Genomic DNA, 21,183 nt, shown 5'->3' with positions numbered 1-21,183 from the left:
CTTCCCACTCACTGCCGGCAGGTGCTCGACGCGATCGAGAAAGACAGCAGCATGACGACTCCTGACGACCCAACGCCCGTCTTCGACGAGGACTTCGACACCCCCTCGACCAACCCTGTCGCCGACGCCTTCACCGAGGTCATGACGTACTTCGCCGACGGCGGCGACATCGCCCCGCAAAACGAAATCGTCACGCGCGCGACCGAGGTCTACCTCCAGCTGATCGACCCGTCGGACCCGCCGGCACCGCGCTTGCTCGAGAAGCAGCTGCTCGCCATCGTCAACGGCGTCTCCAAGGCCGAAAACAGCAAGACCAAGGTGGCTGCCGAAAAGCTGCCCCTGGCCCGGCACCTGACCTACTGGCAAGTGGCGCAAATCCTGCTGAGCCTTCACCACGTGATCCGCATCGCCCCCAGCGCCAAGGACACTGACCGCGAGTACGACCTGCTGGCGATGTACCAGGCCACCGGCCCGGGCCGCGGCACGTACACCACCAGCGAGGACGACATCCGCACCACGGCGCGCCGTTACAACACCCAGTTGACACTCAAGGAATTCGCCGAGGTCCTGGCAGTACTCCGCGAAGACAGCCCGCGCCGGCACCAGTGCAGCCACAGAGACCTCATCGCCGTGAACAACGGAGTGTTCCACTATGGCCGCGAGGCCCGGGACATCCACGAGGGCGGCAAGGCCTTCCACTTCGAGCCCAAGTCGCTCGTACCCTTCGACCCGGCACTGGTATTCCTGGCCAAGTGCCACATCGACTACGTCGAGGACCCTGACAACCCGGTGATCGTCCACCCTGTCGACGGATCGACCTGGGACATCGAGTCCTGGATCTGCGAACTCTCCGACGAGGAGGGTATCCCCGAACTGCTCTGGGAGGTCATCGGCGCGATCATCCGTCCGCACGTCAGCTGGGGCAAGACCGCCTGGTTTTACTCAGAACAGGGCAACAACGGCAAAGGCACGCTTTGCTCCCTCATGCGCAACCTGTGCGGCCCACGCTCTCACACCTCGATCCCGCTGAGCGACTTCGGCAAGGACTTCGCGCTCGAACCGCTCGTACGCGCCAACGCGATCATCGTCGACGAGAACGACGTGGGCACCTTCATCGACAAGGCAGCCAACCTGAAGGCGATTGTCACCAACGACGTCATCCAGATCAACCGCAAGTACCGGATGCCGATCGCCTACCAGTTCTTCGGCTTCATGGTCCAGTGCCTCAACGAATTCCCGCGCGTGAAGGACAAGTCCGAGAGCTTCTACCGCCGGCAGCTGTTCGTACCGTTCAACAAGAGCTTCACCGGCATGGAGCGCAAGTACATCAAGGACGACTACCTCCAGCGCCGCGAGGTCCTGGAGTACGCCCTCTGGTACGTGCTCAACCGCGCCGGCGCGGCCGACCCGGGCAACTACTACCAGCTCTCCGAGCCGGTGGCGACCAAGGACGTCCTGGCGGAGTACAAGGAGGCCAACGACCCTGTGCGCGCCTTCTGGGAAGAGTTCCGCGAGCGACTGGTGTGGGACCTGGTGCCTTTCACCTTCGCCTACGACCTCTACAAGGCCTGGTTCGCGGACGTCTCGCCCTCGGGATCGCCGGTGAGCAACAAGCAGTTCATCACGGACCTGGTGGCGATCGTGCGGCCTGACCCGCTGTGGCACTGCCCGGACAAGAACAAGAAGATCCGCCCCGGCCAGATGATGGCCACCCCCGAGACAACCATCGCCGAGTACGAGCTGAAGAAGTGGATGAACCCGCACTACAGCGGCTCGGACCCGAAGAAGAAGTCGCAGCCGGTCCTGCAGGCCAACTACCGCGGCCTGCTCCGGCACACCGGTCCCGCCGTCCAGGTGGACGCCGACGACGAGGACACCACAGGAGAGGACTGATCCGACCATGCCCACAATCGCCAGGGCCATCACCGAGCTCGCCCGGGCGGTGGCCGACCTCGCCCGGCAGCAGGGCAGGGCGAGCACCGCGCTGGCCGATGTCGCCCGCGAACAGCGGATCACCAACCTGATCGTCCGCTCGCAGATCAGTGCCGACCCGGAGGAGAAGCGGCGGCTCGTGGTTGAGGCCTCCAGCAGGATGGACGCCCCGCGCCGCCGCTCTCCACACAACCCTGTGTAGGCCCTGCGCCTGCTGACGACAACTACACACCCGGCCGTGACGGCCGGTGACGACCGAAAGGCCAGACCCATGACCACCCAGCGCACCCCCGTCACAGCTGAGACCGCGCTCTTCACGTTCTACGACATCGAATCGCTGTCGAACGTCTTCACGCTGTGCGCCTACACTCCGCGGCCGGGCCGCACCGTCCACGACCTGGAGATCTTCTTCCTGGCCGACGACCCGGCGCTCGTTGCCTCCGTTGATCCCCAGGCCCTCTACGACACCGTGATCCGCTCCAACCCGGGCCTTCCAGCGGTCAGCGTCCAGCTGTGGAACCTCGGCGGCGAACGGGGCAGCCTTCGGCTCGCAGAGCTGATGGGGCTCTCGAACGCCGACCAGGTATGCAACCGCTCCGACCCCGGCGGGTACCCCGCGGCGCTTCGTCCGGTCTGCGACACCGACGCCGATTATGACCCGGCACGGCACCCGTTCCTCGCAGGCTACAACTCGATGAACTACGACACGACAATGGTCGCGCTCTACCTCAACGAGGCCTTCCCGAACCCGGGCAGCGGTCAACCATTCCAGCCGACCACGGCCCGTACCCTGCGCGACCACAACGATCAGCTCTTCTCGTCCCATCACATCGAGTACATGCCCGGCTATCTTGGCTGGGACGGGGCGGCTGCGAAGATCCGCCGCGCCATGCTTCACTCGGGCCGGCACCTGGACGTGGCCCGACTGAACGAACTGCAGTCGAAGGTCAGCCTCAAGCGCCTGCTCGGGATGCTCGGACGCCAGATCAAAGAGTCCGAGAAGCTCAGCCACGACACGAGCATCGTGGCAGTCGAGGACCTCTATGAACTGCTGGCTTACAACGTCTCGGATTGCCTGGGCCTGGCCCAGCTGTTCCGGCACCCGGCGTACGCGAGCAACTTCGACCTCAAGGCCGGCCTGCTCACTCAGTTCGCCGAAACGGTGTTCACCAAGAACGGCGCGGTGCGCAAGGACCGGCTGGCTGTCGACTCCTCATCGGCGAAGTTCGTGGGCCGCATCCTCGCGCCCTACGCTTCGCTGGACGACATCGAGGCGGTGTCCTTCGTGTATCCCCACCCGGAGGTCGCCAGAGAGCGCGGGATTGAGCCGGTCAACGTGCTCGACGAATGCGTGCGTTTCTTCGAGGAGAACGTCGCACCCGACCCGTCCACCCACCCCGGCGTGACCGATGCCCAGCGCGAGGCGCACCGGCAGTTCATGCAGGTTGTGGCGTACTACCGCTCGATCGAGGGGACGAACTTCAACGACTCCGAGGAGTACCGCGACAAGTTCAGCCTTCCGGCCAAGTCGCTGCGCGACGTACCCAAGACGCCGAACAACGTGCCGTATTTCCGGGCGGACGCCTCGCCGTCGTCCTGCTTCGCCACGTTCTCCACCGGCGGCATCCACGGGGCCGAAGCGGACCTGACGGTGTTCAATGCCGAGAAAGTCGAGCACAACGATCAGACCATGATGCTCATCCGGGCGGCACAGGCCTTCCCGGACGCAAAGGACTTCGTGGCCGAGGCCAAGCGTCAGCACGCCATGCTCCGTCTGCCTGACGGCACCTTCGTCGACAAGCGGCTGGTCTTGCTGGGTTCAGACCCGGAGAAGGTCAAGTACCGCAAGCCGAAGAAGGACGACCCTGACCAGGCGGGGCAGCTCGCCCGTGCCCAGGCCCAGGTGCCCGACCCGGCGGATCTGTTGACTACCCAGCGGCCCGAGGCGGAGGCGCTGAACGTCGTCCTGGCCGACGGCGGTGTCCTGGAAGGCAAGGTGGTACTCGCCAACAACACGGCCACCAATGCCGCCTACCGCGATGAGCCGGCGAAGAAGAAGCCGGAGCTGTTCATCGCGAAGGAAGACGGCTCCGACAAGCTGCACCCGAAGTTCGCACGCACCTCGGCCGGCCTGGTGATCCACGAGGACTTCACCAGCTACTACCCGAACTTGCTGCGCAACATGCGTGCGTTCTGGAACCCCGAGCTTGGCGAGGACCGCTACGCGAAGATCTTCTTCGACAAGGAGCGCTACGGCCAGGAGATCAAGGCGCTGAAGAAGCAGCTGGCGCAGCTTCCGGGTGACAGCCCTGACGCTGCGCGGCTGAAGGCCCAGATCGCCGGGCTCGGCGTGCTGCGCAACGGCACGAAGCTGATCCTCAACTCAGCCTCGGGCGCAGGCGACGCAGGTCACCGCACGCCGATCCGGATGAACAACCGCATCATCTCGATGCGCATCCTCGGCCAGCTGTTCAGCTGGCGGATCGGACAGGCCCAGACCCTGGCGGGGGCGCGGATCATTTCCACCAACACCGACGGCCTCTACTCAGTGGTCGGCGGAGAGAACGGCTTCGACGAGGCCACCAACAACCGCGTGCTCACCGAGCAGCAGGCCGCGATCGGCGTCGACATCGAGCCTGAGCTGATGTTCCTCATCAGCAAGGACTCGAACAACCGCCTGGAGCTGGAAGCCCCGGAGCCGGGGCGTTCGGTAGCGGACAGCCCGATCATTGCCGCCGGCGGCGGCACGCTGGCTTGCCACGCCGGCCCGACTCCTACGAAGTCGCTGGCCCACCCGGCTGTCATCGACTTCGCCCTGGCCCGCTACCTGCAGACGGTGGCGAGCAGGGGAGAGTCGGCGATCGCGGAGCCCTTCGACCTGATGCTGGGCCGGAAGGTGATCGAGGAAGCCGTCCTGGAGGACAACCCGATCCGGTCGCTCCTGTTGTTCCAGAACGTTATCGCGGCCTCCCGCGGCTCGATCACCTACCCCTTCTCGGCTGCGCCGATCGATCCCGCCGTGGGCGTGGAGTACAGCGAGCAGGGACACGTGACCAACGTCCGCGACCCGCAGGTGCTGCAGATGGTCAACCGGGTGTTCATTGTCCGCGAGGGCACCGAGAACGCCCGGAGCCTGCTCAACGCCGGTGCCTGGAAGGTCACCGCGGCCAGTCAGGCCAAGCGCCGCGAAGAGGGCATCGGCCGTGCCAAGCGTGACCCGGTCGCGCTGGAGGTACTGCGCCACAACGGCTGGGCGCGCTCCCGCGCCGAGGCCAGCACGTCCGACGGGCTCGCAGTGCTCCCGGACGACCAGGACGTCGTGGTGCGGCGCATCAACGCCATCGACCCCACCTGGTCAATGGTCGTCGTCAACGACGACCTGCACCAGCTGCCGGCCGACCGGATCGAGCGGCTCATCGCCTCGCTGGACCTGGACACCTACGTCCGGATGCTCGAGGAGACGTTCACCAAGAACTGGATGAACGCGGCCGCCTGAGCCAATCCGTCAACGCCCGAACAAGGGGGCCGCGTATACCGCGGCTCCCCTTGTTCACTTCTGAACATCATTGCAAATGGTGCCGCATAGATCATTCACTTCGAGTCATAATTGAGTAGGAAAGGCAATTCCGACTCGTCACGACACGACCACGAGAGGCCATCATGTCCCAGTCAACACTCCCCGTCCGTACCACTGATCCGGAGACCTCGTACGCCGCTGCCGTGAAGGCTGCCCTCGGCGCATCCCGGGTCCGCCCCATCGTGCTCGACATCGTCCCCGAGAAGGGGCCGTTCACCCACGACGAGCTCATCGCCGCCTACCACGACCGCGTCGTCACCAGCCTCGGCGAGGTGCCGCGATCCTCGGACTCCGGCATCCGCACCCGGCTGAAGGAGCTTGCACACCAGGGCCTGGTGACCGTTGCCGACACCGACGGCTTCTCCAACTACGGCAACGCGGCCAAGCGCTGGGTCGTAGTCGACCCGGAGGATCCGAGCTTCGTCTACGACCCGGACGCCATCGCCGCCTACATCGACGACGAGGACATCGTCGGCTTCGGGTATTTCCTTGACAGCGACACCTCCGACACTGCCGGGACCGACGAGGACTGAGCCCCCATGCCGAGGAAAAAGAACCAGCGCGAGAAGGCCGTCGAGCAGCACCTGCTCACGCAGTGCCGCCGGCACGGCCTGTTCTGCCTGAAGTTCGTGTCCCCGGCCCGCGGTGGCGTACCCGACCGAATCGTCATCACGCCCACCGGAACGGTCTTCGTCGAGGTCAAGCGGCCCGGCGGCGACCTCGAGAAGCGACAGCGTGTCATGCACGCCAAGATGCGCCGCTTCGGTGCCGAGATCCACGTCGTGGACGACGAGCAGGCCGTCGACGCCTTCATCGCCCACGTGCTCGGCCACCACCTGACCGACAGCCAGCAGAAAGCAGCATCATGACCGCAACAGCCATGTCCGCAGGCCCGGAGACAGACGCCCGCGACTACGAGACCAAGGACTCCGGATCACGCCGGATCACCGCCTCCGGCATGCAGCGAGAGGTGAAGACGGGCCAGCCCCGCTTTGACCTGCTCGTGCCCCTGCAGGTTCCCTGCCAGGACCAGCTGCTCACCAGGACTGCCGCGCTCGTGGAGCGCGGAGCGCGCAAGTACGACTCGCGAGACTGGGAGCAGGCCAGCACCGCCGCGGAGATGGAGGAGTTCCGCGCCAGCGCGTTCCGCCACTTCATGCAGTGGATGTGCGGCGAGGACGACGAAGACCATGCCGCTGCTGTGGTATTCAACCTCCTGGCAGCGGAGAGCACCCGGACGGTGATCGCCCGCGGTGACGCCGGGACCCAGGAGGCCGCCCGATGAGCGGCCGCGTCACCAAGGGCAACGGCCAGGCCACCTCGGCCTTCCGGCAGCTCACCCGGGCCGACTTGGGCACCTTCGACCGCGAGGCCACGGAGCTCGTGCTCGCAGCAATGCAGGCCGGCTGCGTTGGGCGTGTCTCGTCCCGGGGCCACGCCATCCTGCGCAACAACACCGGCGGATCTGTGTCCGTGCCGCGCAACCTGACCTCGGCCAACCGCGCGGCGCAGAACGCCCGTGCGGACATGAAGCGGCTGCTCGCCGGGCACCGGCCCGACGACGAAGTTTCTGCTGCGGACAGCGCGCCGCGCGGCAGAGAGCAGATGACCGTAGCCGTGGCCTTCGTCGAGCACCCGGCCGCCTTCTCCCGCTGGTTCGACGCCCAGGCCGGGGGTCTGCCTGCGGACCAGCTCATCGAGGTCGCGTTCGACGGGGCCGGAGAGCCGGCCTTCGAGCCTGTGCCCGTCGACGCGCCCGCACAACCCGAGGCACCGGAACAGAAGCAGCCGGAGGCTGCCCGGCCCACCCGCCGCCGGGGACACCTGATGATCGCGCCCGAGCCCGGGCAGGAAGCAGAGGACGACATGACCGCCGAGGCCCAGGAAGATCTGCCGTTTGCGCCACCCATACCCGATTCGGCCGTCGGGGATGCCTCTGCCGAAGCAGTCCTCGAACGCGTACGCACCGCGCTGGGTGAGGACCCGCGTGTTGCCGCCCTGCAGCGCAGGATCGTCGGGCTGGAGGCAGAGCTCGCCGCCCAGACGCGCCGGGCCGATGACGCCGAGGTCCGCCTGGGCCTTATCCGCGAGGCATTCCATGCCTGATCCCGAGCACCGACCGATGAGAGGAGGCCGCACGCCATGACCACGACAATTGCACCCCCGCAGCCGTCACCCGCGCCCATCGTGCTCAAGCCCTACCAGCAGCAGATCCACGACTTCCTCGTCAGCCGTCCCTTCGCCGGGGCCTGGCTTGGTGTCGGAGCAGGGAAGACGCTTTCGACCCTCAGTGTCCTGCAGACAGTCCGGCCGATGGGTCACATCCTCGTCGTCGCACCGATCGCGATCGCACGCTCGACCTGGCTCGACGAAATCGACAAGTGGGGGTTCCCGATACGCACCAAGTCGCTCATCGTCAACGAGAACGACCGGAAGCTGCCCAAGGAGAAGCGCTTGGAACGCTTCCGGGAAGTCTTCTCCGACCCGCCGACGATGTACTTCGTCAACCAGGAGCTGCTGACCCAGCCCTCCCAGGGTGCGCGTCTGCTCCAGCTGACCGGCGACCCCACCGGCGATGCCATCGCCGCCGGGATTTCACCCAAGGCCGTACAGCTGCGCGGGCTCATCGAGACGATCGGAGCGATGGCCCAGGAGCAGCTGATCGGGCACTTCCTCCAGCTGGCTGCCGGGCAGCCCGGAACCAAACCCCCCACCAAGACCGCGGTCAAGGAGGCGATCAGCGAGCTCGTCACCCGCGGCGCGTTGGAGCGCGAGAGCCACGACTGCCGCAGCTGCGGCGGCGATGGCTGCCCTCAGTGCCGCTACGGTCTGGTCGACCAGATGCCGATCCAGTCCATCAACGGACAGGACACCCTCATCTGGCCGTTCCAGACGGTGATCATCGACGAGTCGCAGGGATTCAAGTCCCACAGCAGCGCCCGGTTCAAGGCGCTGAAGACAGTCCGCCCGGCCATCACGCGGCTCATCGAGCTGACCGGCACGCCGAGCCCGAACGGGCTGCACGACCTGTGGAGCCAGATCTACCTGCTCGACCAGGGCGAGGCCCTGGGCCGGACCATCACGGAGTTCCGCAACCGGTGGTTCATTCCGAAGATGGTGCCCGGCACCACCACGCCCGCGAAGTGGATTCCGACCCCGAACGCCGAGGCCGAGATCCATGAGGCCATCAGGCACCTGGTGATGAGCGCGCAGAACACCAACCTCAACCTGCCGGGCCTGACAATCCAGGACGCCAACGTCACCCTCCCGCCGGACCTCATGCAGGCCTACAAGGAGTTCAGGCGCGACCTTGTGCTCGATGTCGTGAAGACCTACCAGGACGAGAACGGCAAGCTCACCCAGAGCGTTGAGTCGATCGTCGCCGAGAACCAGGCGGTCCTCACCAGCAAACTGATGCAGTTCGCCTCGGGGACGCTCTACACAGCCGACCCGGAGGTCCCGGCGACCAAGGGCCAATACGAGGTGATCCACGACAAAAAACTCGAAATGGCCGAGTACCTGGTGCGCAACAGCGGGGGAGACCCCGTGCTGGTTGCGTACCACTTCCGTTCTGACCTGGAGCAGCTGATGGCGCGCTTCAAGAAGGCAGGCATCGACGCACAGGTCTTCGACGGCTCGCGCGAGATGGTCCGCCGGTGGAACGCCAAGCAGATCCAGGTGATGCTGCTGCACCCTGCGGCGGCCGGCCACGGCCTGAACCTGCAGGACGGCGGCTCAACGATGATCTGGTACACGCTGCCGTTCTCGCTCGAGCACTACCTGCAGACCAACGGCCGCCTGTACCGCACGGGGCAGACCAAGCCCGTGGTGATCCACCGGATCATCACCAAGGGCACTCAGGACGAGCGGATGCCCGGAGTCCTGGCGGAGAAGCAACAGGTCCAGGACGACCTCATCTCGGCTGTGTCCGGCGAGGAGGCGATCCTCGTCGCCCTCGAGGAGGAGATCCAGGACGACCTCAACGACCTGTGGGTCTCCGAACGGGTCTGACAGCCCATCCCGTCGCCGCGGAGCACCAGCCACGCGCCGGCGCTCCGCGGCGCACCACCCCGACCCCAATGCCACCCGGCCCGAGGAGGACTGATTCATGAATGACCGGAAACACCAGGCCTGGCCCGACGGAGCGCGCGTGCGCTTCACCGCCGAGGCCAGAGAAGCCATGCAGGCGCGGCCCGGTACGAAGCCGCTGCGCGCACCGGCCCTCGGGCCGAACACGGACTACACGATCGACAACACCGACGACAGCCTGCACGACGTCGTGCTGCGCGAAACCGGGGAACACTACGGCGTGCTCTGGCTCCAGAGCGCAGAGAGCGAACCCGTGGACCCCGGCGTGGCGCTGCTCGAGAAGCTCTTCGACCGCGAGCTGCCGGCCAGCTTCGACCCCGCCCGCGGGACCCGGAGCGTCGTTCGCGATCAGGGAGCAGGGATGGCCGCAGCCGGAGCCCCGCCCGTCTCAACCGTTGCGCCGCGAGGCAACTGGATGCAGACCTACACAGGTCGCCGGTTCTACCCGCTGGACCCACGGCCCGAGGACGTGGACATCGCCGACATCGCACACGCACTGTCCATGCAGTGCCGCTACAACGGCCACGTCCGCCGGTTCATGTCTGTCGCCGAACACTGTGTGCTCCTCTCGCGGCTAGTCGCCCCGGAACACGCGCTCTGGGCGCTGCTGCACGACGCGACAGAGGCATACGTGGGCGACATGGTCCGCCCACTGAAGCTTCACATGCCCGAGTACCGGGCCGTGGAGGACAGCGTCATGATCGCCATCGCCCAAAAGTTCAGCATCGACCCCACCATGCCCGCCGAGGTGAAGCACGCCGACTCGCGGATCCTGCTCGACGAGCGCGCAGCACTGCTGGGCGAGCCCGCGGGGGACTGGGGGGTTCCCGGTCAGCCCTTCGGGGGCGAGATCCATGCGTGGAGCCCGGATGCTGCCGAGCTCGAGTACCGGCTGCGATTCGCCGAGCTGACTGGAGACCCGGCCGGGCTGCCGGTCGGGCTCTGCGGAAACCGTGAGGACCACCTGCCCCACACCTACAGAAGCGCCTCGCTTGGCGGGCTCTGGTGCTCCGCTGACCAGGACTCGCGCCTTCCCTGGGCTGCCGAACGTCGGCAGGGCCACATCGAAAACACAGGAGAACAGCACCATGACTGAGACCAGGATGACCGAGTTCGAACGCGGAGCCCGCGCTGCCGCAGAAGCCATGCGCCACTACTTTCTCAACGAGAACGAAGCGCCGATCTATGACGTGGGTTCCGGGGAACTCGCGGCGTTCAAGACCGGAGCCATCGCTGATGCGCTGGCTGACGAGCGCCGTCGCCTCGAACGGGAAGGGAATGAGGGCCCCCGGGTCGTCCCCTCGGTCCATCGCGTACTGCCCACCGGTTACGCCGACTCCCCGCTCGTGGACAAGGGGCACTTCGAAGTGACCCTCGAATGGCGCGGACAGGACCCCGAGACGCAACTGGACCGTTGGGCAGTCATGCATATGGGCCACTGCCTCTCAGCGGAGGGCACCTGGGAGTTCGAGCTGCAGCCCTCCTCGCGAGATGAAGAGTTCATTCGCCGCTTCAGGTTTTCCTTCGAGGATGCTCTGGAACTGGCAACCTCCGCCGTCGACAGCGTGAAGGTCAACGGCCGCACGCTCGCCCAGCACGGGGAACGCATCACCGCTGGTTCATGACGATCGGTGACCAGCTCCCGCAGGGTCCTGGTCACCGGACGGCACAGCGTCGGGGTCGGCGGGGCCGACCCGGGTGCCGGGGCAGTGATGCCGGGGCTCGGGCTTCGGCCCGGTCCCCGTCATCGCCACGACACCACGACAGGAAGGAGCCAGGCCCATGGCTGAGCGACCCATTTACCGGCTCCCGCCCGCGGGCTGGTCCGACTTCGGCGCACACGTGGACCGGCGTGGCGTCCGCCTCGAGTTCTCGGCAGAGAACGGCGAGGACGGCATGCCGCTCTGGGAGCGGCCCATCAACAGCCAGCCTTACAACCAGGAGATCTTGCCATGAAGGCGTACAGCACACAGACCGAACGCACCTACGACTCGTGGGAAGACCTGGTATCCGAGGAGGCCAACGGCTACGGCGTAGTGGTGATGATGCAGGCCGAGAGCCTGAAGTCCGGCAGAACCCAGGCCTACTCGCGCCTGATCGGGCCGTTCGACGACCAGAAGACGGCACGGAACAAGGCCGCTGCAGTGCGCCGCGCCTGGAAGCTCAACAAGAACCGCAACCCCCGCATACAGCTGCTGGGCGTCTCGGTCGAGCCCATCTGGCCGGACCTGCGCTTCAGCACCAGGGACTAAGCCCGGCACCCACGGCCAGCGCCAGAGCTCACAGCCGGGGCTTACGCTCCGGAGACCATCAACGACACGACCAACAAGGACATCCGCCATGACCATGACGACCACCGCCAGTCCCACCCCTCTGCGCCTGCACGACCCGCTCGACGCCGTGATGCGCAGCTGCCTGCGCGACGACGCCGTCTGGGCTGAGATCACCACCACGCCGGCCGGCCTCAACCAGGCCGAGCACTGGCTGAAGACCACCGCATCCAGCATCGACCAGCAGCTCTCCTTCCGGCAGGACGACGCAGAGATCTGGCGGCTGTCCCCGCTGGACCACAGCGCACAGCTGATCGAATTCCTCGAGTGGCGCAAGGGCGCGCTCTACCTCAAGAGCCTCTGCGAGAAGCGCCTCATCGACATCAAGCGCCTGCGGACCGCCGACGAGGAGCGCGCCGAGGAGATGAAGGTCCTGCTGGTCCGCCTGGCAGAAACCGTCGTCGCCCACGAGGGCAAGCTGATCGGAGACGAGGACCTGTACGGAGCCCTCGACCGGCTCTCGCTTCCCGGCACGGACGCGCCGACCTTGCGGGAGTACCTCCGGTTCCGCGTCGGCTCGAAGGACTGAACAAGAGCACACGACCGCAGCCTCGCCGCGGCCGGGTCCCTATGGGACGGCGCGCGACGGGGCTCCTCGATCCCGGGCCACGCGGCCCGGCGGAAAGAACCGCATGACGCCCCAGACCACCGCAGAAGACCTCGTCCCCGAGATCAAGCAGACCTTGCTCGATTCGCGGGCGGACCGAACCCTGCACGAGAACAGCGCCACACACGGGCGCTCCGAGCAGACAGAGCTGAGCGACCACGAGCGCACCGTGATGCTCGACGTCACCCTGGCGCTGCTCATCAGGCATCGGCTACCCATCGACATCGACCGTGCCGCGAAGGCGGTGGCCGACGCGCAGACCGTCGATGCCCGCACGTGGGCGGCCGGCTGCGCGCGCCACATCGCCCGCGTGGCCGAGGAGAAGAACCCATGAACCGAAAGCGCAGACAGCACTACTCCACCGAGGGCTTCCGGCCGACGGCGAATCCCGAACAGGCGCACTGGATGCGCGAACTCCGCAAGTCCAGTGCGACGCAGCGGCACACCCCCAAGCCCCGTAAGGGCACCCGCCGCGAGCGGGAGCGCCAGGCGCTTCGCGACCAACAGAAGAGGCAGGAGAGGTGACCATGCCCCTGGACAAACCCATCAGCACCATCGCACCCGCCGGCTACGACCAAAAGCTCTGGGATTCGATCCCTTCCGTCCGGGCGCAGAAGCACCGCGGCAAGCATCAGACCTATGTATACGGCCAGTCCAGTGCAGACGGCACCGCTTGCATCGGCTGCGCCTGGCAAACCAGCGAGATTCTGACCGGGGCCACGGCCATCGCCCGCCACGACGCGGACCAGGGATTGGCCCACAACCACGACGTCTGGGTGGCGATCGAGCATGGCCAAGATGCCGGTCGCTGTCCCTGTGGAAGCCAGCCCCGGCACGACCCCGTTTCCCTGGAAGCCGAGTCTGTCCGCGCCGAGCTACAAGAAGCCCCCGGTGCCCACAGCCTCAACGCCGAGCAGGCCGACCGCATCTCCACACTGAGCGACGAAGAGATCAACGCCGCCGTCCGCGCGAGCACCGACGACGCCTTCTGGGAGCAATACAACGCCGTGCGCCGGCGCGCCATTGCGCGCCTCATTCGACAGCTGAACCCGGAGGGCTGATGCATGACCATTTGTGCCCAGCACACACCCGACGACATCGGTCAGCCTCGTGGCGAAAGGCCTAAGAGCAAACAACAACAGGGAGCAGAGCATGCAACAGCTGACCGAAAATGAGTTCGAATCACGCTTCACCGTTGTGCCCGATCCCGTCACCGGAGACACGATCCGCTCCTCCGACCAAGGCCTCGACAGGGATTCCCGGAATCTATGGACCATCGTCGAAGGGGATGACGGCGGCAGCCTCTACGCCGTCTCCGGGTGGCATTTTGTCAACCGAATCGGCTACATCCTCACCGAAGAAGCGTGGACAGAAGAAGCCGAAGCCGTCTGGTGCGGGTTCAGCGACGACAATGCAGAAGAAGAGCCCTAAGTATGGCTGCCTGGAAGACCCCACCCTGTCCTTCCTGTGGAACTTGGGAATGCCTGGACTGTGGAGCCCGGGTCAGCCGGAGGAACAGGTACTACCCGGGGGAGCACCACTGTCCGAAGTGCAAGAGCATCAACGGCCAAATGCTCCCCACTCACCACCGGCTTGGCATTTACGAAGACCACGTCGAGGAGCTCGATCGGCAGGCCACCTGCTACTACCCACTCGAGCAGATGCATTCCGAGGATGGGCACACGTCGTGCGCGGAATCATAATCAGCCGCGATTCGCTCAGGACGAATCCGACCCGCCGGCACCGTGTAAAGCCCATCGCCACCACAAGGTCACCTACCAGGAAGACCCCATCAGGCCTCAGTCCCGATGGGGTCGATCTGTACACCGGATGGTCAAAAGCGGCCGGCATGTGAGCCAGCAAATCTCTCTGCCACGCCCCACCGCACCAATATCCCCCCCGCAAAGCGCCCGTACCCCCAGCAAGGGAGAGAAGGAAACCACGTCCCATGACCCCCACCACGATCGGCGACCTGCCCCGGACCGCACACGCCGCCCCGAAGATCACCATCTACGGGCCGGCGGAGTGCCCCAACTGCGACAAGGCCAAAAGCCTGTTCGATCGGCAGCAGCCCACCATGCAGTACACCAAAATCGACATCGAGCAGGGCGATGCAAACCACCGCCACATCACCGAAGACCTTGGCTACGCCCAGGCACCTGTGATCATCGTCGAACTGGCCTCCGGCCGCACCATCCACTGGGGCGGACACCGCCCGGACATGCTGACCGCGCTCGTCCGGCTGTGCACCAAGGGCATCGTCCCCGAAGATCGGAAGGTGGCGTCCTGATGGCAGCGGCGCAGCAGCACCTCAAGCTCAGCATCACCGCCCGGCAGGCTGACATCCTGCTCGATACGCTCGCCGACAAGTCCGTCGAGACGGACCACTATCTGCTGTCCTATCCCAAGGACGAGCCCGACAAGACCGACACCTGCTGCGACGCGCATCTGGCCCGGTTCGAGCAGCGCGCACTCCAGCGCAAGGCTCTGCTTGAACGGAAAGCAGAAGTCCAGCACCTCATCACGATCGTCGAAGCCTCCCGGTCCTCCCCGGGAAGCACTACGACCGTGGACCTGTCCGGCGTGACGCTCATCTACCGGGACGCGGCAGGTAAGACATACGAGCAGCCGTTGGCCGACATCGAATCCGCCGGGACGCTCATCGACCCCGACAGCGGAAACGACCTTGAGCTCATCGCCGCGTTGGTCGCAGCAGACCCCGCCCCAACTGAAACCCAGGGAGCAACCCCATGAACCTGCACATCGATAGCCTTGCCGACCTCGTCCGCGGAGCCATGTCCGGCGGCGACACCACCCGGGAAGACTTCGAACGTGCACTCGACCAGGTCTTTCCCGGGGATCAGCTCGACCCGTTTGAGGGCACCGGCAGCGAGGAGTACCTCGTCGGATGGACGATCGACCAGGACGCGGAATCTCCCGCCGAGGCCGCCAGCAAGGTCTGGCGCGAGGTCTTCCAGCGCGGACCATGGCAGCCCGGCGCTGACGAGGGCTGCGTCTTCACGGTCTCTCGTGGAGGCCAGCGCGTCGAGATTGACCTCAGCGACGAACACTTCGCGCACCTTTTCAGTGACTAAGAGGAGCATCGGGAGCAGTGCGCGGCGTAGCCGCCCCGGAGCCCCGGAGGAATGGATCCTCCGGGGCTCTGTGCCTACACACCCCGAGTACGAAGTATCAACACGCGCACGACGACTTCGAGGAGGAGCCACGGTGCACGCACAGCAGAACACCCGCCTCCCGGCCTCACCACGATGAGCGGCGAGGAACCAGACGAGAAGTGGCGCAGGGATGCCCTGTGTTCCCAGAGCGACCCCGACGCGTTCTTCCCCGAGAAGGGCGGCAGCACCGCCGATGCCAAGAAGGTTTGTGGCCAGTGCGGGGTGCGGGCGCAGTGCCTGGACTACGCGCTGCGCGCCGACGAGCGCTTCGGCGTCTGGGGCGGACTCAGCACCACCGAACGCGACAACTTCATCAAGAGCGCAGCGGCTGCTCACCGCACTGCCGCACAGGCCAAGAAGCAGGAGCGCGACGCCCTCATCGTCGCGATGGCCGGCCGGGGAATGAACCCCCGAATCATCGCCGACACGGCCGAGGTCACCGACCGCACCGTCTACCGGGTGCTCGCCCGGCACAAGGAGCGGCAGGACGCCGTCTCCGCCTGAGCGCTGCATGACCGAACGAAAGGACCACCATGCCACTGTTCCTGCGCCGCTTCCGACGGCGTGACCTGCTGCCCGGGGACGCCTATCCGCGCAACCCGGTGACAGGAGCTCTGATGCCGGCCGACAAGCGCGCGAACATCGATCGCCGCCTTCGCCTCCTGGTGAAGCAGCATCTGCTGCCCACCAAGCCGGGGGAGTACCTCGACGCCACTGGTGACCGCTGGACACTCGACGCCCAAGGTGGCTGGACCGACAACCACGGTGTGCACCGCGACGCACGGTACGCGCCGATCATCGCACTGTTCGTCCACACCTCCGGCCCGTTCACACGCATCCGGAGCTGATGACCACCACGGACCGAACCGCAAAAGGAGCGACCATGCACCCCCGTATCGAAGACGTTCACCTCGACCCCGGCCTCCTGCCCACCGTCGATCCGCAGCAGCGCACCGACGCCCAACTCGTCGAACCTGTCATGGAGGCCATCCAGGCGGCCGTCGCCGACTGCAGCGTGACCGCTGCCCAGGTCTTCGCCGGCCGGATCCACACGCGCAAGAACGAGGAGTGCACGACAGCATTCGGCCGGCCGCCCAGCGCCGGTCACGCATCTGACGGTGACGACTTCTACCTGCAGATCGGCGTCAGGGTGCCCTCGTACGCAGCCGCGCCGGTGCTCAAAGCGATCCGCGCCATCGAAATGCTGTCCGACGCACAAACGCTGCGCGAGGCCCGTGCCCGGCTCGCCGAGGCCAGAGAGCGCACCGCCGCGGCACGGAGCGAAGAAGCCCGGGTGCAGGCCGAGATCGATCGCCTCGACCCAAAAAGGAGTAGACCATGAGTGCCGCCCAACCCCTGGCCGCCCGCATGCGGCCCACCTCCCTCGACCAGGTCGTGGGCCAGGAGCACCTGGTCTTTCCCGGCTCACCGCTCGAGCTGCTCGCCCGGGGCGAGGGTGCGACCTCTGTCCTGCTCTGGGGCCCGCCCGGCGTCGGCAAGACCACCATCGCCTCGGTGATCGCGCGGCAGACCAGCCGCCGCTTCGTCGAGCTCTCTGCGACCAGCGCCGGCGTGGCCGATGTCCGTAAGACACTCGCCGCAGCCCAGAAGGTCCTCGACGACGACGACACCCGGACGCTGGTGTTCATCGACGAGATCCACCGCTTCTCGAAGGCACAACAAGATGTCCTGCTGCCCGCTGTCGAGACAGGGGTTATCTCCCTCATCGGAGCAACGACCGAAAACCCGAGCTTCTCGGTCAACTCAGCATTGGTCTCACGCTCGATCATGCTGGTCCTGCGGCCCGTGGAAGCCCGCGAGGTCGTGAACCTGCTCTCGCGGGCACTGGAGGAAGACCCGGTTCTGTCAGCCACAGGCATCGGCTTCGCTGACTCCGCGCTGCAGATCATCGCCGAGCTGTCCAGCGGCGACGTGCGCCAGGCGCTGAACCGGCTGGAGACTGCCGTTGCTACGGCCCACGCCGCCGGCAAAAGCGTTATCGACCGCGAAGTGTTGGAGCAGGTCACCGGCTCCGCCCTGCAGCGCTACGACCGTGACGGCGACCAGCACTATGACATCGTCAGTGCCTTCATCAAGAGCATGCGGGGCAGCGACCCGGATGCCGCGCTGCACTGGCTGGCCCGGATGATCGAGGCGGGGGAGGACCCCCGGTTCATCGCACGCCGCTTGGTCATACACGCCTCCGAGGACGTCGGCATGGCGGATCCTTCTGTTCTGTCCATTGCGGTGGCAGCGGCCCAGGCCGTCCAGCTGATCGGCATGCCGGAAGCCCGGCTCAACCTCGCCCAGGCCGTGGTGGCAATTGCCACGGCCCCCAAGTCACCGGCCATCATCCGGGGCATCGACCGGGCGTTGGATGACGTCCGGCGTGGCCGGACCGGGAACGTGCCGGTGCACCTGCGCGACGCCCACTACCCGGGGGCGAAGGCTCTCGGTCACGGCGAGGGCTATCTCTACCCACACGACCACGAGCACGGCGTCGTGGCCCAGCAGTACCTGCCCGACCACGCACTCGGCACCCAGTACTACCGGCCGACGGCCAACGGCTTCGAGCAGACCGTCGCCAACCGGCTGGCGGGCATCCGCCGCATCACAGACAACCCGGAAGAACAGCCATGAGCGCCAACCACATGCCGCCCGCGCTGGGAGCCATCCTCGCCGAGCACGACCGCGGGCCGGAGTACGCCCTCGTCGAGTGCATCGCCGGGGACTTCTCCTGCAGCGCCAGGGAGCGGGTCGAGAACAGTGCACGCATGACCGACGAGGAGATTACCGCCGTGCTCGCCGGGCGCGGATGGTCCGTGGGGCCGACACTGTGCCCGGCGCACCGGAACCAACCCGACCAGGAAGGAACGCAGCAATGAGCGGCAGCAAGACCACAGAGCCGTATCCCGAACACGCCAAACAGGCCGCTGTCGTAGATGAGTCCGAGGCCATCGGGCGCTTTCTCGACGAGGGACCGTACGTGCTGGCCGAATACCGGGAGTTCGACGACCGCCGGGAACCACAACTCGTGCCCGTGGCGAAAAGCCTCCAGCAGGTGCTCGCCGACTGGTTCGGCATCGACCTGCAAAAGATCGAGGAGGAGAAGCGCCGGATGCTCGAGTCCCTGCGCGCGATGAACACGGCGACGGCCGACAGCCGTCAGGAAGGATCGACTTCCCATGGCTGAACGGACCCCGGACCCGCGCGGGAGCGTCGACGAGCGGCTGTCGCGGGAGCTGGGCATCGACGTCACAGCCGTCGAGGCCCAGGCCCGGCTGCGCCTGGACCTGCTGCGCATGCAACGAGGGGAGCCCGGACAGTTGGGATATGTCCTGCTCAACCGCCGGAACCATCCGAATGCGGCCGTTATCTTCGTCTCGCCGGACGCGGCCCGTCGGGCGATGGAGTCGCACCCGCTCATCGACTCGCTCTGCGAGGAGGACTGCCTGGACACTTCTGTCCCGGATCCGGCCACCCTCTCCGACCTTGCCTCACGCGAGGTCATCATGCCCTGACACGGGTGTCGGTGCGACTTCTCCAGTGGAACAGATTCCACTAGGATCACATATCGAACCGATTCGCACGAAGCGCGCGCCGGAGACCGGCGGCCTTTCGCGAGGAGCGCTGCCTACCAGCGCCGCCAGTGTCTCCGTTCCCTTGCACACGTACCAACAATCGATAGGTTCCCTTAGATGAACGACCAGGAAGTGCGCCGCGGCGCTGGCGTCTACAGCAAGCCGATCCTCGGGATCTACGACTTTGTGGTCGTCCGGCTCTCCAACTCATTGGCCTGGCGCTGCCCAAGCGTTCTCATGTTGGCCCAGTACGACCGCCTCCTTGGCCGCCGCCACCTGGACGTCGGGCCCGGCACGGGCTGGTACCTCGCCAACGCACAGCTGCACAAGGACGCAGACGTTATGCTGATGGATCTCAACTCCAACAGCCTCGACAGCGCCTCCGCCAGGATCGCCGGCGTCACGCACAGTCGTCTGGTCGCCAACGTGCTCGAACCCCTCCCGGAAGACATCGGCCTGTTCGACTCAATCGGCGTGAACTACCTCTTCCACTGCGTCCCCGGCACCTGGACCGACAAAGGGGCAGCCTTTGGCCATCTTGCCGAGCGGCTTGCTGACGACGGAGTTCTGTTCGGTGCGACCATCCTGGGCACCGGCGTGCGGCACAACCTGGGAGGCAAGGGCCTCATAGCGCTCTACAACCGGCTCGGGATTTTCCACAACCGTGCCGATGACGCCGATGGCCTCCGGGCGGCGCTGGAGGCTGCCTTCCGGGAAGTCGAGGTCAACGTCGTGGGAACCGTCGCAGTGTTCAGCGCGCGCGAACCACGCCGCTGAAGGAAGAGGCTCCCCCTAAAGATCCAGCCGGAGCACCGCATCCCGTCCCTGCACGCCGGAGCGCACACCTAGGACCGTCATCCCGATGGATTGGACCGAACCATCGCTCCGGCGCAGGTCCACCTGCATGAACCGTGAGTTCTCGGTGTCTTCCGCAGCGGCACGAATGAAGGCCTGTACCTCCTCGCAGTTATCGACTGTGAACTGGCCCAGGCCGCCGACATGGCCGAAGCCGCCCTCACGCCACGAGGTCGAAGTCATCAGCAGTTCCAGGGTCTCGACGTCGACAACTGCCATCGGCTCGCGCGTCAGTGACATGACACCCCGCAGCACGTCGTCCACACGCCCGGCCTTGACGTCCCGCACGAATGCCATGTCATGGAAGGAATCCGGCACCTCGTAGCTGAAGCCCTGGATCAGGATCTTCTCATCGCCAGGCTTGACGGGCACGATCTGACCGACCAGCCGCAGGTGCTTGCGTCCACGTACCTCGGAGCCATACCCGGTGACCACGTCGTAGGTCAGGCAGCGGATGGTGCCCGTAACGCCCATCTCACCCACGCCGGTCAGGCCTTCCTGAATACCGTCCCGGACCAAGCTGTTGACGCGCATCTGATCCGATTTGCTGATGAGTTCATTGGCCCATTCGCCCGCCTGCCAGTAACCCCGGCTCTGCTGGTCAACCCCGGGCTCCACCGCATAGATGTCGTAAAGCGCCCGGTCCCAGTAGGTGCGCCGCTGCGGTGTGGGCTGGAGGTTTTCGTCCAGCTCAATCTCCCACTCCCAACCGCCGACCAAAGGCAGTTCCGGGGTGGCCGCCCCCGCCGGCAAAACAATGGCGAATGCGCCGACAACGCTGCCGGAGCGCGGGGACAGTTTGGGCTGCACGATCACGGACAACTCCTGGCCGTCGTGCATCACCTTCTCCGCGATGCCTGTCCTGGTCCGGTAAATCTGTGCGAGCCTGTCCTCCTCCAGCAGCAGTTCCCTTGGGATCCGTCGCATCTGCTTTCTGGCCGAGCTCGGACCGCAAGGCTCGTCGCCGACCAGCACAAGCTGCCTGCCGTCCTGGCCGCAAAACAGGCCCCATGATCCAACGTCGAAATATGCTCCC

The 21,183-nt window shown here is 66.1% G+C and carries 28 protein-coding genes and 1 pseudogene; 28 read left to right on the top strand and 1 reads right to left on the bottom strand.

Translation table 11 applies throughout. The features are described from left to right. The first annotated feature begins 51 nt into the window (after positions 1 to 51). The 28 genes and pseudogenes from ACFUTU_RS12850 to ACFUTU_RS12715 all read left to right on the top strand — a co-directional run bounded on the left by ACFUTU_RS12850 (position 52) and on the right by ACFUTU_RS12715 (position 20,069). A complete protein-coding gene (locus ACFUTU_RS12850) occupies positions 52 to 1,893 on the top strand; it encodes a phage/plasmid primase, P4 family (RefSeq protein WP_377964792.1) in 1,842 nt (613 codons plus the stop codon). A 7-nt stretch (positions 1,894 to 1,900) separates the two neighbouring features. After that, positions 1,901 to 2,134: a hypothetical protein gene (locus tag ACFUTU_RS12845; protein WP_377964790.1), complete on the top strand. Its 234-nt coding sequence runs from the start codon at positions 1,901 to 1,903 to the stop codon at positions 2,132 to 2,134. Positions 2,135 to 2,203: 69 nt separating this feature from the next. Continuing rightward, a complete protein-coding gene (locus ACFUTU_RS12840) occupies positions 2,204 to 5,428 on the top strand; it encodes a hypothetical protein (protein ID WP_377964788.1) in 3,225 nt (1,074 codons plus the stop codon). A 164-nt stretch (positions 5,429 to 5,592) separates the two neighbouring features. After that, positions 5,593 to 6,042, top strand: coding sequence for a hypothetical protein (locus ACFUTU_RS12835; protein ID WP_377964786.1), 450 nt, complete (start codon positions 5,593 to 5,595; stop codon positions 6,040 to 6,042). A 6-nt stretch (positions 6,043 to 6,048) separates the two neighbouring features. Further along, complete coding sequence (locus ACFUTU_RS12830; RefSeq protein WP_314191974.1) at positions 6,049 to 6,378, top strand: VRR-NUC domain-containing protein; 330 nt, start codon at positions 6,049 to 6,051, stop codon at positions 6,376 to 6,378. Then, positions 6,375 to 6,794: a dATP/dGTP diphosphohydrolase domain-containing protein gene (locus ACFUTU_RS12825; protein WP_377964783.1), complete on the top strand. Its 420-nt coding sequence runs from the start codon at positions 6,375 to 6,377 to the stop codon at positions 6,792 to 6,794. Before ACFUTU_RS12830 ends, ACFUTU_RS12825 begins: the two co-directional genes overlap by 4 nt. Further along, positions 6,791 to 7,615 carry a hypothetical protein gene (locus tag ACFUTU_RS12820; protein ID WP_377964781.1) on the top strand — a complete coding sequence of 275 codons (825 nt, stop codon included), beginning with the start codon at positions 6,791 to 6,793 and terminating at the stop codon, positions 7,613 to 7,615. The genes ACFUTU_RS12825 and ACFUTU_RS12820 overlap by 4 nt, the downstream gene beginning before the upstream one ends. Positions 7,616 to 7,651: 36 nt before the next feature. Further along, positions 7,652 to 9,520 (top strand): SNF2-related protein, encoded by a 1,869-nt coding sequence (locus tag ACFUTU_RS12815; protein ID WP_377964779.1) that lies wholly within the window; start codon positions 7,652 to 7,654, stop codon positions 9,518 to 9,520. A 97-nt stretch (positions 9,521 to 9,617) separates the two neighbouring features. Continuing rightward, complete coding sequence (locus tag ACFUTU_RS12810; RefSeq protein ID WP_377964777.1) at positions 9,618 to 10,694, top strand: hypothetical protein; 1,077 nt, start codon at positions 9,618 to 9,620, stop codon at positions 10,692 to 10,694. After that, positions 10,687 to 11,223, top strand: a complete 537-nt coding sequence (locus tag ACFUTU_RS12805) for a hypothetical protein (protein WP_377964775.1) — start codon at positions 10,687 to 10,689, stop codon at positions 11,221 to 11,223. The genes ACFUTU_RS12810 and ACFUTU_RS12805 overlap by 8 nt, the downstream gene beginning before the upstream one ends. A 157-nt stretch (positions 11,224 to 11,380) precedes the next feature. Further along, positions 11,381 to 11,554, top strand: a complete 174-nt coding sequence (locus ACFUTU_RS12800) for a hypothetical protein (RefSeq protein WP_377964773.1) — start codon at positions 11,381 to 11,383, stop codon at positions 11,552 to 11,554. Continuing rightward, complete coding sequence (locus ACFUTU_RS12795; protein WP_314191968.1) at positions 11,551 to 11,850, top strand: hypothetical protein; 300 nt, start codon at positions 11,551 to 11,553, stop codon at positions 11,848 to 11,850. Before ACFUTU_RS12800 ends, ACFUTU_RS12795 begins: the two co-directional genes overlap by 4 nt. Positions 11,851 to 11,938: 88 nt before the next feature. Next, complete coding sequence (locus ACFUTU_RS12790) at positions 11,939 to 12,457, top strand: hypothetical protein (RefSeq protein WP_377964770.1); 519 nt, start codon at positions 11,939 to 11,941, stop codon at positions 12,455 to 12,457. 103 nt (positions 12,458 to 12,560) lie between these two features. Next, positions 12,561 to 12,869: a hypothetical protein gene (locus tag ACFUTU_RS12785; RefSeq protein WP_377964768.1), complete on the top strand. Its 309-nt coding sequence runs from the start codon at positions 12,561 to 12,563 to the stop codon at positions 12,867 to 12,869. Next, entirely contained in the window at positions 12,866 to 13,060 is a 195-nt protein-coding gene (locus ACFUTU_RS12780; protein WP_377964766.1) for a hypothetical protein, read from the top strand. The genes ACFUTU_RS12785 and ACFUTU_RS12780 overlap by 4 nt, the downstream gene beginning before the upstream one ends. Before the next feature lie 2 nt (positions 13,061 to 13,062). Continuing rightward, the gene (locus ACFUTU_RS12775) at positions 13,063 to 13,596 is read left to right on the top strand and encodes a hypothetical protein (protein WP_377964764.1); all 534 of its coding nucleotides are present in this window, start codon (positions 13,063 to 13,065) and stop codon (positions 13,594 to 13,596) included. A 91-nt stretch (positions 13,597 to 13,687) separates the two neighbouring features. Continuing rightward, positions 13,688 to 13,966 (top strand): hypothetical protein, encoded by a 279-nt coding sequence (locus ACFUTU_RS12770; RefSeq protein ID WP_377964762.1) that lies wholly within the window; start codon positions 13,688 to 13,690, stop codon positions 13,964 to 13,966. A gap of 517 nt (positions 13,967 to 14,483) precedes the next feature. Continuing rightward, positions 14,484 to 14,825 carry a glutaredoxin family protein gene (locus ACFUTU_RS12765; RefSeq protein WP_314191962.1) on the top strand — a complete coding sequence of 114 codons (342 nt, stop codon included), beginning with the start codon at positions 14,484 to 14,486 and terminating at the stop codon, positions 14,823 to 14,825. Further along, entirely contained in the window at positions 14,825 to 15,289 is a 465-nt protein-coding gene (locus tag ACFUTU_RS12760; protein WP_377964760.1) for a hypothetical protein, read from the top strand. Before ACFUTU_RS12765 ends, ACFUTU_RS12760 begins: the two co-directional genes overlap by 1 nt. Further along, the gene (locus ACFUTU_RS12755; RefSeq protein ID WP_377964758.1) at positions 15,286 to 15,630 is read left to right on the top strand and encodes a hypothetical protein; all 345 of its coding nucleotides are present in this window, start codon (positions 15,286 to 15,288) and stop codon (positions 15,628 to 15,630) included. The genes ACFUTU_RS12760 and ACFUTU_RS12755 overlap by 4 nt, the downstream gene beginning before the upstream one ends. Before the next feature lie 183 nt (positions 15,631 to 15,813). After that, a pseudogene (locus ACFUTU_RS12750) lies at positions 15,814 to 16,035 on the top strand (WhiB family transcriptional regulator); the annotation flags it as partial. 209 nt (positions 16,036 to 16,244) lie between these two features. Further along, positions 16,245 to 16,559 carry a hypothetical protein gene (locus ACFUTU_RS12745; protein WP_377964756.1) on the top strand — a complete coding sequence of 105 codons (315 nt, stop codon included), beginning with the start codon at positions 16,245 to 16,247 and terminating at the stop codon, positions 16,557 to 16,559. Positions 16,560 to 16,594: 35 nt separating this feature from the next. After that, entirely contained in the window at positions 16,595 to 17,053 is a 459-nt protein-coding gene (locus ACFUTU_RS12740) for a hypothetical protein (RefSeq protein WP_377964754.1), read from the top strand. After that, positions 17,050 to 18,351 carry a replication-associated recombination protein A gene (locus ACFUTU_RS12735; RefSeq protein WP_377964752.1) on the top strand — a complete coding sequence of 434 codons (1,302 nt, stop codon included), beginning with the start codon at positions 17,050 to 17,052 and terminating at the stop codon, positions 18,349 to 18,351. The genes ACFUTU_RS12740 and ACFUTU_RS12735 overlap by 4 nt, the downstream gene beginning before the upstream one ends. Beyond that, on the top strand, positions 18,348 to 18,596 hold the full coding sequence (locus ACFUTU_RS12730; RefSeq protein ID WP_377964750.1) for a hypothetical protein: 249 nt from the start codon (positions 18,348 to 18,350) through the stop codon (positions 18,594 to 18,596). Before ACFUTU_RS12735 ends, ACFUTU_RS12730 begins: the two co-directional genes overlap by 4 nt. Then, positions 18,593 to 18,904, top strand: coding sequence for a hypothetical protein (locus tag ACFUTU_RS12725; protein WP_377964748.1), 312 nt, complete (start codon positions 18,593 to 18,595; stop codon positions 18,902 to 18,904). Before ACFUTU_RS12730 ends, ACFUTU_RS12725 begins: the two co-directional genes overlap by 4 nt. Beyond that, positions 18,897 to 19,232, top strand: a complete 336-nt coding sequence (locus ACFUTU_RS12720) for a hypothetical protein (protein ID WP_377964746.1) — start codon at positions 18,897 to 18,899, stop codon at positions 19,230 to 19,232. Before ACFUTU_RS12725 ends, ACFUTU_RS12720 begins: the two co-directional genes overlap by 8 nt. Before the next feature lie 177 nt (positions 19,233 to 19,409). Then, positions 19,410 to 20,069: a methyltransferase gene (locus ACFUTU_RS12715; protein WP_377964744.1), complete on the top strand. Its 660-nt coding sequence runs from the start codon at positions 19,410 to 19,412 to the stop codon at positions 20,067 to 20,069. Positions 20,070 to 20,084: 15 nt separating this feature from the next. Here the strand turns inward: ACFUTU_RS12715 and ACFUTU_RS12710 are convergent, their stop codons facing one another. Next, complete coding sequence (locus ACFUTU_RS12710; RefSeq protein ID WP_377964742.1) at positions 20,085 to 21,074, bottom strand: hypothetical protein; 990 nt, start codon at positions 21,072 to 21,074, stop codon at positions 20,085 to 20,087. Positions 21,075 to 21,183: the final 109 nt, after the last annotated feature.

Source organism: Arthrobacter sp. NPDC057388, assembly GCF_042668165.1.
Taxonomy (GTDB): Bacteria; Actinomycetota; Actinomycetes; order Actinomycetales; family Micrococcaceae; genus Arthrobacter.
The sequence above is the reverse complement of the archived record's forward strand: the minus strand, read 5'-3'. Positions and strand labels throughout refer to the sequence as shown.

Bases quoted from the DNA above. Each gene is read 5' to 3' on its own strand.
- ACFUTU_RS12850 (WP_377964792.1), top strand. From the start codon at position 52: ATGACGACTCCTGACGACCCAACGCCCGTCTTCGACGAGGACTTCGAC.
- ACFUTU_RS12845 (WP_377964790.1), top strand. From the start codon at position 1,901: ATGCCCACAATCGCCAGGGCCATCACCGAGCTCGCCCGGGCGGTGGCC.
- ACFUTU_RS12840 (WP_377964788.1), top strand. From the start codon at position 2,204: ATGACCACCCAGCGCACCCCCGTCACAGCTGAGACCGCGCTCTTCACG.
- ACFUTU_RS12835 (WP_377964786.1), top strand. From the start codon at position 5,593: ATGTCCCAGTCAACACTCCCCGTCCGTACCACTGATCCGGAGACCTCG.
- ACFUTU_RS12830 (WP_314191974.1), top strand. From the start codon at position 6,049: ATGCCGAGGAAAAAGAACCAGCGCGAGAAGGCCGTCGAGCAGCACCTG.
- ACFUTU_RS12825 (WP_377964783.1), top strand. From the start codon at position 6,375: ATGACCGCAACAGCCATGTCCGCAGGCCCGGAGACAGACGCCCGCGAC.
- ACFUTU_RS12820 (WP_377964781.1), top strand. From the start codon at position 6,791: ATGAGCGGCCGCGTCACCAAGGGCAACGGCCAGGCCACCTCGGCCTTC.
- ACFUTU_RS12815 (WP_377964779.1), top strand. From the start codon at position 7,652: ATGACCACGACAATTGCACCCCCGCAGCCGTCACCCGCGCCCATCGTG.
- ACFUTU_RS12810 (WP_377964777.1), top strand. From the start codon at position 9,618: ATGAATGACCGGAAACACCAGGCCTGGCCCGACGGAGCGCGCGTGCGC.
- ACFUTU_RS12805 (WP_377964775.1), top strand. From the start codon at position 10,687: ATGACTGAGACCAGGATGACCGAGTTCGAACGCGGAGCCCGCGCTGCC.
- ACFUTU_RS12800 (WP_377964773.1), top strand. From the start codon at position 11,381: ATGGCTGAGCGACCCATTTACCGGCTCCCGCCCGCGGGCTGGTCCGAC.
- ACFUTU_RS12795 (WP_314191968.1), top strand. From the start codon at position 11,551: ATGAAGGCGTACAGCACACAGACCGAACGCACCTACGACTCGTGGGAA.
- ACFUTU_RS12790 (WP_377964770.1), top strand. From the start codon at position 11,939: ATGACCATGACGACCACCGCCAGTCCCACCCCTCTGCGCCTGCACGAC.
- ACFUTU_RS12785 (WP_377964768.1), top strand. From the start codon at position 12,561: ATGACGCCCCAGACCACCGCAGAAGACCTCGTCCCCGAGATCAAGCAG.
- ACFUTU_RS12780 (WP_377964766.1), top strand. From the start codon at position 12,866: ATGAACCGAAAGCGCAGACAGCACTACTCCACCGAGGGCTTCCGGCCG.
- ACFUTU_RS12775 (WP_377964764.1), top strand. From the start codon at position 13,063: ATGCCCCTGGACAAACCCATCAGCACCATCGCACCCGCCGGCTACGAC.
- ACFUTU_RS12770 (WP_377964762.1), top strand. From the start codon at position 13,688: ATGCAACAGCTGACCGAAAATGAGTTCGAATCACGCTTCACCGTTGTG.
- ACFUTU_RS12765 (WP_314191962.1), top strand. From the start codon at position 14,484: ATGACCCCCACCACGATCGGCGACCTGCCCCGGACCGCACACGCCGCC.
- ACFUTU_RS12760 (WP_377964760.1), top strand. From the start codon at position 14,825: ATGGCAGCGGCGCAGCAGCACCTCAAGCTCAGCATCACCGCCCGGCAG.
- ACFUTU_RS12755 (WP_377964758.1), top strand. From the start codon at position 15,286: ATGAACCTGCACATCGATAGCCTTGCCGACCTCGTCCGCGGAGCCATG.
- ACFUTU_RS12745 (WP_377964756.1), top strand. From the start codon at position 16,245: ATGCCACTGTTCCTGCGCCGCTTCCGACGGCGTGACCTGCTGCCCGGG.
- ACFUTU_RS12740 (WP_377964754.1), top strand. From the start codon at position 16,595: ATGCACCCCCGTATCGAAGACGTTCACCTCGACCCCGGCCTCCTGCCC.
- ACFUTU_RS12735 (WP_377964752.1), top strand. From the start codon at position 17,050: ATGAGTGCCGCCCAACCCCTGGCCGCCCGCATGCGGCCCACCTCCCTC.
- ACFUTU_RS12730 (WP_377964750.1), top strand. From the start codon at position 18,348: ATGAGCGCCAACCACATGCCGCCCGCGCTGGGAGCCATCCTCGCCGAG.
- ACFUTU_RS12725 (WP_377964748.1), top strand. From the start codon at position 18,593: ATGAGCGGCAGCAAGACCACAGAGCCGTATCCCGAACACGCCAAACAG.
- ACFUTU_RS12720 (WP_377964746.1), top strand. From the start codon at position 18,897: ATGGCTGAACGGACCCCGGACCCGCGCGGGAGCGTCGACGAGCGGCTG.
- ACFUTU_RS12715 (WP_377964744.1), top strand. From the start codon at position 19,410: ATGAACGACCAGGAAGTGCGCCGCGGCGCTGGCGTCTACAGCAAGCCG.
- ACFUTU_RS12710 (WP_377964742.1), bottom strand. From the start codon at position 21,074: ATGCGACGGATCCCAAGGGAACTGCTGCTGGAGGAGGACAGGCTCGCA.